Origin of the sequence: Rhizorhabdus phycosphaerae, from assembly GCF_011044255.1 — a bacterium.
Taxonomy (GTDB): domain Bacteria; phylum Pseudomonadota; class Alphaproteobacteria; order Sphingomonadales; family Sphingomonadaceae; genus Rhizorhabdus; species Rhizorhabdus phycosphaerae.
Genome location: NZ_CP049107.1, coordinates 3,787,130 through 3,799,604, shown reverse-complemented (window position 1 = coordinate 3,799,604; position 12,475 = coordinate 3,787,130). Strand labels below are relative to the sequence as shown.

The window sequence follows — 12,475 nt, the reverse complement described above, 5'->3', positions numbered from 1 at the left end:
TCGTCAGGGCAGGTGGAGCACTCCGCCGGTCATAGGCTGCGGGACACCGGTCGTTCCCGGAAAGCTGATCGGCTCGCCCCGCAGAGCGCGTACCGCCATGTAAGCGAAACCCTCGGCCTCGGTGGCATCGCCATTCCAGCCGAGCGCGTCGATCGGCTCGGGAACGATGCCCGTGGCGGTGCCGATCATCTGCATCAGCGTCGGATTGTGGCGTCCGCCACCCGCCACGATCAGGCGCAGCGGGCGCTGCGGCAGATGGCGCAGCGACAGGGCGACGGTCTCTGCGGTAAAGGCGGTGAGCGTCGCGGCGCCATCGGCGGCCGACAGCCCGCGCGCGGGCTGGATCGTGAAATCGGCCCGGTCGAGCGACTTGGGCGGCGGCGCATCGAACCAGCCATTGTCGAGCATCGTGTCGAGCACGGTCCGGTCGACCGTGCCCCGTGCCGCAAAGGCGCCATGCGCATCGAACGGCGATCCCGTCTCCGCCAGCATCCAGTCGTCGATCAGGCCGTTGGCCGGACCCGTATCGAACGCGATAAGATCGTCGGCCCCCTCGCCGAGCCAGGTGATGTTGCCCACCCCCCCGAGGTTTAGGACCGCAACCGGCCCGTCCATCCCACTGGTCAGCGCCCGATGATAGACCGGCAGCAGCGGCGCGCCCTGCCCGCCCGCTGCAACATCGGCGGAGCGCAGGTCGTTGACCACGCGAATGCCCAGCGACTGCGCCATGGCTGCGCCATCGCCGATCTGCCAGGTCCAGCCGCGATCGGGCCTGTGCGCGATCGTCTGGCCGTGAAAACCGATGACGTCGACATCTTCGGACGAGACCCCCGCAACGTCGAGCAGCTGACGCACCACATCGACATGGCGGCGCGTCAGCATCTCCTCTGCGGCTTCTATCGCAGCATTGGCACGCGGCGCGTCGAAACTCATCGCGAGCGCCGCCGCCTCGCGAAGTTGTTCCCGGATATACGGCGGATAAGGGAGCGCGTGGAAGGCGACAGGGCGGATATGGCCCACGCCATCGGTCTCGATCAGCGCGGCGTCGATACCGTCGAGCGAGGTGCCCGACATCAGCCCTATGGCCAGCATGGTCGTCATCCCGACTCTTTCGCTGCTATCCCGAGGCCGCGCAAGCCCGCAGGCTCATGCGCAGGAAGCACATGACGCTTGGCCGTCGCCATGCTAACGGCGCGGACGCCATGACCGAATATCGTTCCGACCTTCTGCGCCTGCTCGACGAGCGGGGATATATCCACCAGATCACGGACGCGCAGGGGCTCGACAGCCTCGCCGCCGGGGGGATCGTGCCCGGCTATATCGGCTTCGATCCGACAGCGCCGTCGCTCCACGTCGGCAGCCTGGTCCAGATCATGCTGCTCCGGCGGATGCAGCAGAGCGGGCACAAGCCGATCGTCCTGATGGGCGGCGGCACCGGCAAGATCGGCGATCCGAGCTTCAAGGACGAGGCGCGCAAGCTGCTGACGACCGATCTGATCGCGCAGAACGTCGCATCGATCAAACGCATCTTCGAGCGCTTCCTGACCTTCGGCGACGGCCCGACCGACGCTGTGATGGTCGACAATGCCGATTGGCTCGACAAGCTCGAGTACATCCCGTTCCTGCGCGACGTGGGTCAGCATTTCTCGATCAACCGGATGCTGAGCTTCGACTCGGTGAAACTGCGCCTCGACCGCGAGCAGTCGCTGAGCTTCCTCGAGTTCAATTACATGATCCTGCAGGCCTACGACTTCATGGAGCTGGCTCGCCGACGGAGCTGCCGGCTGCAGATGGGTGGATCGGACCAGTGGGGCAATATCGTCAACGGCATCGAGCTGTCGCGCCGCATGCTGGGCCAGGAAGTCTATGGCGTGACCACCCCGCTCATAACCACCGCCGATGGCGGCAAGATGGGCAAGACCATGTCGGGCGCGGTCTGGCTCAACGAGGACGCCCTGCCGGCTTATGATTACTGGCAGTTCTGGCGCAACACGCACGACAAGGATGTCGGCCGCTTCCTTCGCCTGTTCACCGATCTGCCGCTCGACGAGATCGCCCGGCTCGAAGCGCTCGAAGGGCAGGAGATCAACCAGGCGAAGATCGTCCTCGCCAATGAGGCGACGACGATGTGCCGTGGCGCGGAAGCCGCCGCGGCTGCTGCCGAGACCGCGCGCAAGACCTTTGAGGAGGGACAGGCCGGTGGCGATCTGCCGACGCTTTCGGTCCCGGACGGCAGCATCGCGATCGTCGATGCCCTCGTCGGCTTGGGGCTCGTCGCGTCGAAGGGTGAGGCGCGGCGCCTGATCAAGGGCGGCGGCGCGCGGGTCGACGGCGAGAAGGTGTCGGACGAGGCCGCTATGGTCACCATCGGTGAAGCGGGCGTGAAACTGTCCGCCGGCAAGAAGGCCCATGGCGTCCTGACGCGCTGACCGATCCGCCGACAAACGTGAAGGCCGGAAAGCCGGCCGACGAGAGGAGAGTGTAATATGCGGTTCCTGCTGCTCGCGGCTGCCATGCTGCTCGCTGTCGGTGCGAAGCGCGCACCCTCCCCGCTCGACGGCATCGCCGAAGCCTATGTCCATCTGTCGCTTGAGGCGGGCGAGCGCGAGCCCGGCTATGTCGACGCCTATTATGGACCGGACGACTGGGCGGCGGAGGCCAAGGCCAAGCCGCGCGCGGTCGCCGACCTGCGCACGGAGGCCGCACGTCTTTCCCGGGAGTTGACCGCAGTCGCTCCCGGTCGCCTGTCGGCGGAGGACCGTCAGCGTCGCCAGTTCCTGTTGGCACAGCTCAAGGCCGCCGAAACCCGGCTTGCAATGATGGCGGGGGTGAAGTTTGCCTTCGTGGACGAGGCGCAGGGCCTGTTCGGCATCCGCCCCACCCTCAATCCTCTGGCCGCCTACGACCCGATCGTGGCGAAGGTCGCCGCGTTGGTGCCCGGCGAAGGTCCGCTGTGGCAGCGCGTCGATGCCTGGCAGAACCGCTTCGTCATCCCCGCAGACCGGCTGGAGCCCGTCATGCGCGCGTCGATTGCCGAATGCCGCGCGCGCAGTGCGGCGCATATCGCAATGCCGCAGCAGGAACGGTTCGAGCTGGAACTCGTCAAGGGCAAGAGCTGGTCGGGTTATAACTGGTACAAGGGCGACGCGCACAGCCTGATCCAGGTCAACACCGACCTGCCCGTCCGCATCGACCGCGCCGTCGATCTCGGCTGCCACGAGGGCTATCCGGGGCACCACCTCCTCAATATGCTGCTCGAACGCAATCTGGCGCGCGCCAGAGGTTGGGTGGAGTTCACGGTCTATCCGCTGTTCAGCCCACAGAGCTTCATTGCGGAAGGCTCGGCCAATGCCGGTATCGAGCTCGCCTTTCCGGGGGCAGAGCGCGCGGCGTTCGAGGCGAAGACGCTCTATCCGATTGCCGGTCTCGATCCTGCCACAGCCAAGGATTACGACCAGCTGCTGACATTGCTGCATCAGCTCGCCGGCGCACGCATGACGATCGCGGCCGACTATCTCGACGGCAAGATCGACCGCAACAAGGCGCTGGACCTGATCCAGGCCTATCAGCTGGTGAGCCGCGAGCGCGCGGAGCAGTCGCTGCGTTTCACCGAACAATATCGCAGCTACGTCATCAACTACGGACTCGGCCAGGACATGGTGACCAGGGATCTCGACCGCAGCGGTGCCGACGCAGCCGCGCGCTGGAAGCGGATGGAGCAGATCATCTCCCAGCCCTTCCTGCCGACCGAACTCCGACGGTGACCTGACGCTGCGGCAAGCACGTCTTTAAGACTTTCGGCCTAGAAACGCCCGGTCCTATTCGCGCTTAACCAAGGACTAACCGTAAAATTTAAGGTCCTGGCAAAGGCGCGGGCCGATCCTCATGACACCAGAAAAGGGCATGAGAGCATGAACCACATCGCGCAGAAGCTTCCGACCGGCGTCGGCGAAGATGACGACGCCAAATATGCCGAGCAGCGTCGCGCGCCCCGCGACGAGGTCGCCTTGCCGACGCGCATGTTCACCCAGGACAACCGCGCAAGCGACGTGCTGCTCGTCAACATCTCGATGCTCGGCTTCATGGTTCGCGAATATGGACAGACCCCCAAGGACTCGATCGTGCGGCTGGCACTGCCACGACTGGGTCAGGTGTCGGCACGGGTGGTCTGGTCGCTGGGAGGACGCGTCGGCGCGGAGTTCATCCGTCCGATCGACGAATATGCCTATATGGCCATGCTCAATGCCGCGCGGGCGAAGCGGCAGCGCTGGCCGATGGGCTGATCCCGGCCGGGGCGGTGCGTCCTCCAGCGTGCCGCCCCTTGCCTGCCCTGCTCAACCGGCCCGCAGAAGCCCGACGGCCGCATCCCGTTCGAAAAGATAAAGCGCCGTTCGCGCCGCCTGCCCCCGCTCCCCGTCGAGCCCACCGTCGCGATCGACCAGCAGGCGCGCATCCTGCGTCGCCGTCTCGATCAGCGCCGCCGTCCGCTCGGGGCCCGCGAGGCGGAACGCAGCCTCACCGGACTGGCGCGTACCCAATATCTCACCCGCTCCGCGCAGCCGCAGATCTTCCTCGGCGATGCGGAAACCGTCATTGGTCTCGCGCATCAGCGCCAGGCGGGCGCGCGCGGTTTCCGACAGGGCATTGCCGCGAAGCAGCAGACAAATTGAATGCTGGTCGCCGCGTCCGACCCGCCCGCGCAACTGGTGCAGCTGGGCAAGGCCGAAGCGGTCCGCGCCTTCGATGATCATCAGCGTCGCATTGGGCACGTCGACGCCGACCTCGATAACCGTAGTGGCGACGAGTACCCCCAGCCGCCCAGCCGAAAAGTCGGCCATCACGGCGTCCTTTTCTGGCCCCTTCATGCGGCCATGGACCACGCCGACCCGATCGCCGAACAGCTGGCGCAGGCTTTCGGCACGGCTCTCGGCGGCGGCAAGATCGGACTGCTCGCTCTCCTCGACCAACGGACAGACCCAATAGGCCTGCCCGCCCTTGGCCATGTGCCGGCCCAGCGCCTGGACGATCTCGTCGAGCCGCTCGCCCGAGATGACCCGCGTCTCGATCGGCTGGCGGCCCGGCGGCATCTCGTCGAGCCTGCTGACGTCCATCTCGCCATAATGGCTGAGCGTCAGCGTGCGCGGGATCGGGGTTGCGGTCATCACCAGCAGGTGCGGTGGCCGCTCGGCCTTGGACTGCAGCATCATCCGCTGCGCGACGCCGAAGCGGTGCTGCTCGTCGACCACGGCGAGTCCGAGATTGCGATAGCCGACCTTCTCCTGAAAGATCGCATGCGTGCCGACGAGTATGTCGATCGAGCCATCGGCCAGACCCATAAGCGTCGCTTCGCGTGCCTTGCCCTTCTCGCGCCCGGTCAGGATCGCGACATTGACCGGCAGGCCGGCCAGCGTCCGGCGCAGCGTCTCATAATGCTGCCGTGCAAGGATTTCGGTCGGGGCGAGCATCGCGCCCTGCGCCCCGGCCTCGACCGCGACCAGCAGCGCCATCGTGGCAACCAGCGTCTTGCCCGCCCCGACGTCGCCCTGGAGCAGGCGCGTCATCGGCGTCGCCTGGACCAGATCGCCCTCGATCTCCGCGATGGATCGGCTCTGCGCGCCGGTAGGCGTGTAAGGCAGCTTGAGCATGTCGCGCAGGCGCCCGTCGCCGCGCAACGGCATGCCCCGCCGCCGCCGCGACGAGGCGCGCACGAGCATCAGCGCCAGCTGGTTCGCGAACAGTTCGTCATAGGCGAGCCGCTGTCGTGCCATCTCGTCCTGCGGATCGGCATGGACGCGCAGCAGCGCCTCGCGCCACGCAGGCCAGCCGCGCGCCGCAAGCAAGCCCGGCTCGATCCATTCGGACAGCGACGGCGCGCGCGCCAGCGCCTGATCGACCAGTTGGCCCAGTCGCCGCGATGTCAGCCCTTCGGACAGCGGATAGACCGGCTCCCTTAGGGGCAGGTCGACAGCCTCTTCGGGCGGCAGGACATGGTCGGGATGGATCATCTGCATGTCCTGCCCGTACAATTCGAGCTTGCCCGAGACCGTCCGCTTCTCGCCGATCGGCAGCAACTTCTTCGCCCAGCCGGGATTGCCCCCGAAATAGACGAGGTTGAGCACGTTCCCCACCGGATCGGTGACGCCTACACGAAAGGGCCCGCGCCCCGCCGAAGCCCTGTAGCTCGTCGGAACGACCTCGACCGTGATCACCCTGCCCGCATCCTGCGCGTCGAGCTCGTCGACCCGCTTCCGTTCGATCGCGCCCGTCGGCAGATGGAACAGCAGGTCGATGGCGCGGTCCAGCGCCAGCTTGCGCAGCGGCTTGGCAAGCGCCGGGCCGACGCCCTTGAGCGTTTCGACTTCTGCGAAGAGAGGGTTGAGGATTTCGGGTCGCATCGATTCTGTCGCTCTCGCATTTTCCGCCGCGCGGGTCGATTGCACCCCGGCGGAAAATGCTTATGTCCCTCCTATCCTTTCGCCGACGGGCTTGCCAACCGCCCGCCGCCGCCATGCCGCCAACAGACCATCGCCACGGGATGAACATGAACCAGGAAGACCGTCTGAAGCGCCTCCGTTTCCGTGCCTGGCACCGCGGCACGCGCGAGGCCGACTATATGATCGGTTGCTTCTTCGATCGCTTCCACGCCGAATGGTCGGGCGCCGAGCTCGACTGGTTCGAAGGGCTGCTCGGGCAGGAGGATGCCGACATCCTTGGCTGGATCATGCGCACGATCGACGTGCCCGACCAATGGCAAGGCCCGCTGATGGAGCGGATGCAGCGCGTCGACTATGTCGAAGTGCCGCACTGACCGCGATGTGCCATGTCCCTTGATGCGCCGAGGCGGCCCCGTTCGCCGCACCGTCCGCACGCCATTTCCTCGATGAAAGCCGCATGACCGATTTTCTCCGCATCGTGAAGGCCACCGAGCCGCTGACCCTCTCGCGCGCTCCGGCGGGTTTCCAGCCCTGGCTGGTCGCGGACCTGGCGCGTGCGGTCGCAGGGCGAAACGGACGCGCGGTGTTCGTGACATCCGACGACCAGGCGATGCAGTCGCTGGCCGATGCCGCCCGATATTTCGCGCCGGAGCTTTCGGTGCTGACCTTTCCGGGCTGGGACTGCCTGCCTTATGACCGGGCAAGCCCGACGCTGCGCGGCACGGCCGAGCGCCTCGCCACGCTGCACGCCCTTCAGTCGAAGCCGAAAGCTCCTTCGCTTGTCGTCACGACCGTGCAGGCGGCGACGCAGCGGGTCCTGACGCCGTTCCGCATTCGCCAGCTCGTCGCGAGGCTCGCGCCCGGCGAGCGGATCGATCTCGACCGCCTCACCACCTTGCTGCAGACGAACGGCTATGTCCGCACCGACACGGTGACCGACCCCGGCGAGTTCGCCGTACGCGGCGGCATCGTCGACCTCTTTCCGTCGGGCGAGCAGCATCCGCTCCGCCTCGACTTCTTCGGCGACGAGATCGAGAGCGTCCGCCAGTTCGACACCGCCGACCAGCGCACCATCGGCGCGATCGACGGCTTCACGCTGCTGCCCGCCGCCGAGGCCCTGCTGGACGAAGAGACGATCAAGCGCTTCCGTGGCCGCTACCGGGAGCGGTTCGGCGCCAACGCCACCGGCGATCCGCTCTACCAGGCCGTTTCCGACGGACGGCGGCTGGCGGGCATGGACCATTGGCTTCCTTTGTTCGAGGAGCGGCTGGCGACGCTCGCCGACCATCTGTCGGCCGAAGATCTCGTCCTGCGCGAGGCGGGCACCAACAAGGCCGCCGAAGCCCGCTTCGAGGCTATCGCCGACTATCATGCGAACCGCGTGCGGGCCCGCAGCGCGGACCCAGGCAGCTACAGGCCGCTCGAACCCGATGAACTTTATCTGGGCGCGGAGGAGTGGGCGACGCTGGTCGCCGACCGGCCCATCCATCTCGTCACACCCTTCGCCGAACCCGAATCCTCCCGCGTCATCGACCTGGAGGTCGAATCCGCGCGCGACTTCGCGCCGGAGCGGACACAGGGCGTCAACATCTACGACGCCGTCGTCGAGCATGTCGAAGCGCTCGCCAAGGCGGGCAAGCGTGTCATCCTCGCCAGCTATTCGAACGGCTCGCGCGAGCGTCTCGCCGGGCTGCTGAAGGAGCATGGTCTCGACACGGCGGAAGCCGTCGACGACTGGCAGGCCGCGCTCGGTGCGGTATCCGGCGGCAAGTCGCTCGGCGCTCGACGCCGCAGGGTCGCACTCGCCGTCCTTCCTCTCGATCATGGCTTTACCAGCGGCGACGTCGCCCTGCTCACCGAGCAGGACATGCTCGGCGACCGCCTCGTCCGCCGGCAGAAACGCAAGAAGTCGGCCGACGCCTTCCTTGCCGAACTGGCGACGCTCAGCCCGGGCGATCTGGTGGTCCACAGCGACCATGGCATCGGCCGCTACGAAGGGCTGACGTCGATCCCCGTCGCCAAGGCGCCACATGCCTGCGTTGCGCTGAGCTATTCGGGCGGAGACAAGCTCTACGTGCCGGTCGAGAATATCGACGTGCTCAGCCGCTACGGCGCGGAGAGCGAGGGCGTGACGCTCGACAAGCTGGGCGGCGCGGCCTGGCAGGCGCGCAAGGCCCGCATGAAGGAGCGCATCCGCGAGATCGCGGGCGAGCTCATCAAGACCGCCGCCGAACGCGCCCTGCGCCCGGGCGAGACGGTCGAGCCGGAAAGCGGCTATAACGAATTCGTCGACCGCTTCCCCTATCAGGAGACCGAGGACCAGGAACGCGCCATCGCCGACGTGATCGAGGATCTCGCGGCGGGCAAGCCGATGGACCGTCTCGTCTGCGGCGATGTCGGCTTCGGCAAGACCGAGGTGGCGCTGCGCGCCGCCTTCGTCGCGGCACTCGGCGGGTTGCAGGTCGCGCTGATCTGCCCGACCACGCTGCTCGCCCGCCAGCATTATCGCAATTTCGTCGATCGCTTCCACGGCCTGCCCGTCAACATCGGGCATCTTTCGCGCCTGGTCACCTCGGGCGAGGCGAAGCGGACCAAGGAGGGCCTTGCCAGCGGATCGATCGACATCGTCGTCGGCACCCATGCCCTGTTGTCCAAAGGGATCGAGTTCAAGCGGCTGGGCCTCGTCATCGTCGATGAAGAGCAGCGCTTCGGCGTCACCCACAAGGAACGGCTCAAGGCGCTCAAGACCGACGTCCACATGCTGACGCTCACGGCGACGCCGATCCCGCGCACCTTGCAGATGGCGATGTCGGGCCTGCGCGAGCTGAGCGTGATCCAGACGCCGCCGGTCGACCGCCTCGCCGTGCGGACCTATGTCGCGCCCTGGGACGAGGTCGTCGTCCGCGAGGCGCTGCTGCGCGAACATTATCGCGGCGGGCAGAGCTTCCTCGTGACGCCGCGCGTGAAGGACCTGCCCGATATCGAGGAGTATCTGCGCAAACAGGTGCCTGAGATCAGCTATGTCGTCGCCCATGGGCAGATGGCGCCGAGCGAAGTCGAGGAGCGCATGTCCGCCTTCTACGACAAGAAGTTCGACGTCCTCATATCGACCACGATCGTCGAAAGCGGCCTCGACATTCCCAGCGCGAACACGCTGATCGTCAATCGTGCCGACAGGTTCGGCCTGGCGCAGCTCTATCAGCTGCGCGGCCGCGTCGGCCGTTCGAAGACGCGTGCATATGCCTATCTGACGACTGGCGACGGCCGCCTGACCGAAACGGCCGAGAAGCGTCTGCACATCCTGCAGAATCTCGACACGCTGGGGGCGGGATTCCAGATCGCTAGCCACGATCTCGACATTCGCGGCGCGGGCAATCTGCTGGGCGACGAACAATCGGGCCACATCAAGGAAGTCGGCTTCGAACTCTATCAGTCGATGCTGGAGGAGGCGATCCTGGAGGCGAAGGCCGGCGGCCACGCCAAGGCACGGCCGACCGACTTCTCGCCGCAGATCAACGTCGACGCGGCGATCCTGATACCCGACGATTATGTCCCGGATCTGGATCTGCGGATGGGCCTCTATCGACGGATCAACGAGCTGGAGAACAAGGCGGAGATCGAGTCCTTCGCCGCCGAGCTGATCGATCGCTTCGGCAAGCTGCCCGCCCCCACCGAAAATCTGCTGACGGTCATGGAGATCAAGCTGAACTGCCGGAAGGCCTGCGTGGCGAAGATGGACACCGGGCCACGCGGGGCGCTGGTCGCCTTCCATGAGGACCAGTTCCCGGATCTCGCCGGCCTGCTGGCCTATGTCGAGCGGCTGAAGGACAGTGCGCGGCTGCGGCCCGACCACCGCCTGGTGATCACCCGCAACTGGCCCGAGCCGTCGATGCGGCTCAACGGCGCGTTGCAGCTTTCACGGGGTCTGGCGAAGATCCTCGCCTGATCGAGATCAGGCGGCAGTAACAGGATCGCGACGCTCGACGATCAGCGCCTCGAGCGAGCGGCTATCGACCGGCGGAGAGCAGAGATAGCCCTGATAGAGGTTGCAGCCCTCGCGGGCGAGCAGCGCCAGCTGCGCGGTCGTCTCGACCCCCTCGGTGATCACCTGAAGGCCGAGCGACCGCGCCATGTCGATCACGCCGCGCACGACGATGCGATCGCGGGTCGACCCGGTGATGTCGGCGGCCAGCGTCTTGTCGATCTTGAGATAGTCGAGCGGTAGCGCCTTCAGATAGGCGAGGCTGGAATAGCCGGTGCCGAAATCGTCGATCGCGACGCGCAGCCCGGCCCTGCGCAGCCGGGCGAGCAGTTCGGCGGCACCGCCAAGGTCGGAGATCAGGCCGCTCTCGGTCACCTCGACAGTCAGCCGGTCGCGCGGAAAGCCAGCCTCGTCGACACGGGCGAGGAAATCCTCGACGAAATTCGTGCGCGCGATGTCCGCAGCGGTAACATTTACCGACACGCGCAGGTCGCGCATATGCGCCGGCCAGGCCGCAGCGACGGACAGCGCCCTCTGCTGGACATAGGTCGACAACTGGACGACGAAATCCGAGCGCGCCGCGGTCGCGAACAGCGGCACGGCGCCAAGCTCGCCCAGCAGCGGATGCTTCCAACGCGCAAGCGCCTCCGCGCCGACGATCAGGCCCGAGCCGATATCGACCTGAGGCTGGAACAGGATGTCGATCTGATTCTGGTCGAGTGCCCGGCGGAGATCGATTTCCAGCTGGTTGCGCCGGTGCGTCTCCGCCTCGGCATCGGCATCGAGCGCGCGGACCATGCCGGTATCGCCATGTTTCGCGGCGGCGAGTGCGGCCGAGGCGCGCTGGAACAGCGTCCCGACGTCGCGGCGCCCTTCCCCATCGGTCGAGGCGATGCCGACCCGGCACGACAACGGGATCAGCGAATCGCCCGAGACGAACGGCCAGGCGACGCTTTCGACAAGACGGTTTGCGATCAGTTCGGCGCTGTCGGCGCTGACCGGCGGACCAAGCGCTATGGTGAACTCGGACCCGGCGGTCCGCGCGATCATCGCGTTGCTGATGCCGATCCGGTCGATCACCCGCTCGATACGGCGCGCGACGCCCTGCAGCACGGCGTCACCGGTGGGGCGTCCGAAGGCGGCGTTGACCAGGCCGAAGCGCATGATGCCCAGCATCAGCAGCGCGCAGCGGGGCCCCGTCGCGTCTTCGTCCGCCAGCCGCTCCTCGACCCAGTCGCGGACGCGCTCCACTGCCGGAAGGCCGGTCAGCGGATCGACCTCGTCGCGCATAGGCTCGACATCGGGCTTGGTCACCTCGACCCATGCGACGACGGCGCCGCGCGCCTCGTCGAACGAGATATGGTGGGCAAGCCTGTCCCCATGCAACCGGCTGTCATGCGCGAACGCGGTCGACTGGCGGGTCGCCAGAAGCCGGTCGATCGCCTGCCGCGCCATGCGCCGGCTGGAGCGGTCCATGATGCGAAACAGCATCGCCATCGGCACCGTCTCGCTGCCCGCGCCGATGCGGTTGGCAAGCGCGCTGCTCAGCGTGAGGAATCTGTCACCCGGCTTCCAGATCCAGGCCTCCGATTCGGACAGTCGCAACGAAGCGCGGGCCGAGGCGGCTCGGCCGCCGCCGGCAAGCCGCTCCACGAAGCGGTCGGCGAAATCGAGCGCGGTGCGCAGCGTATCGCCATCGACCTTCCCGACGAGATAATGGGTCGCCCCGGCATCGAGCATCGCGTCGAGCTGGCCAGGCTCATCGACGATGACCAGCAATGCCGCGCCGGTCGAACTCGTTCCGCCCGCCAGTGCACGGCACAGCGCGAAACCCTCGTCGACGGCGCCGCGCGCGTCGACGAGCGCGACCGAGGCACCCGAGGCGATGAAGCGACGCTCCGCCGAGTCGGCACGCCGTGCGGCAATGACCGAGCGACCGGCGCTTTCAGCCAGCGCCGCCAACTCATCACGGTTTCGAAACGACAACAGGAATAGCGGCAGCCGCGCCTGCGCGGCGCTGCGTTCGGCCGCTGCTGCTCCGCCTACACTCCTGTTCATT

Annotated in this window: 8 protein-coding genes; 5 read left to right on the top strand and 3 right to left on the bottom strand. The window is 66.9% G+C overall.

The features are described 5' to 3' along the window. Window positions 1–3: 3 nt before the first annotated feature. On the bottom strand, window positions 4–1,092 hold the full coding sequence (locus tag G6P88_RS17615) for an anhydro-N-acetylmuramic acid kinase (protein ID WP_165325274.1): 1,089 nt from the start codon (window positions 1,090–1,092) through the stop codon (window positions 4–6). 110 nt (window positions 1,093–1,202) lie between these two features. Between G6P88_RS17615 and tyrS the strand changes: the two genes are divergently transcribed. From tyrS to G6P88_RS17600, 3 genes are all read left to right on the top strand, one after another. Further along, window positions 1,203–2,429, top strand: coding sequence for a tyrosine--tRNA ligase (tyrS, locus tag G6P88_RS17610; RefSeq protein WP_165325273.1), 1,227 nt, complete (start codon window positions 1,203–1,205; stop codon window positions 2,427–2,429). Window positions 2,430–2,486: 57 nt separating this feature from the next. Then, window positions 2,487–3,764: a hypothetical protein gene (locus G6P88_RS17605; RefSeq protein ID WP_165324350.1), complete on the top strand. Its 1,278-nt coding sequence runs from the start codon at window positions 2,487–2,489 to the stop codon at window positions 3,762–3,764. A gap of 147 nt (window positions 3,765–3,911) precedes the next feature. After that, on the top strand, window positions 3,912–4,283 hold the full coding sequence (locus tag G6P88_RS17600) for a PilZ domain-containing protein (RefSeq protein WP_165324349.1): 372 nt from the start codon (window positions 3,912–3,914) through the stop codon (window positions 4,281–4,283). 51 nt (window positions 4,284–4,334) lie between these two features. Here G6P88_RS17600 and recG read toward each other — a convergent pair whose 3' ends face one another. Next, entirely contained in the window at window positions 4,335–6,395 is a 2,061-nt protein-coding gene (recG, locus tag G6P88_RS17595; RefSeq protein WP_165324348.1) for an ATP-dependent DNA helicase RecG, read from the bottom strand. Between the two features lie 146 nt (window positions 6,396–6,541). Between recG and G6P88_RS17590 the strand changes: the two genes are divergently transcribed. Beyond that, window positions 6,542–6,808, top strand: coding sequence for an FAD assembly factor SdhE (locus G6P88_RS17590; protein WP_165325272.1), 267 nt, complete (start codon window positions 6,542–6,544; stop codon window positions 6,806–6,808). A gap of 83 nt (window positions 6,809–6,891) precedes the next feature. Then, complete coding sequence (gene mfd / locus G6P88_RS17585) at window positions 6,892–10,380, top strand: transcription-repair coupling factor (RefSeq protein ID WP_165324347.1); 3,489 nt, start codon at window positions 6,892–6,894, stop codon at window positions 10,378–10,380. A gap of 6 nt (window positions 10,381–10,386) precedes the next feature. On the opposite strand, the gene G6P88_RS17580 is transcribed toward mfd, so the two are convergent. After that, complete coding sequence (locus G6P88_RS17580; RefSeq protein WP_226946624.1) at window positions 10,387–12,474, bottom strand: putative bifunctional diguanylate cyclase/phosphodiesterase; 2,088 nt, start codon at window positions 12,472–12,474, stop codon at window positions 10,387–10,389. Window position 12,475 lies beyond the last annotated feature (1 nt).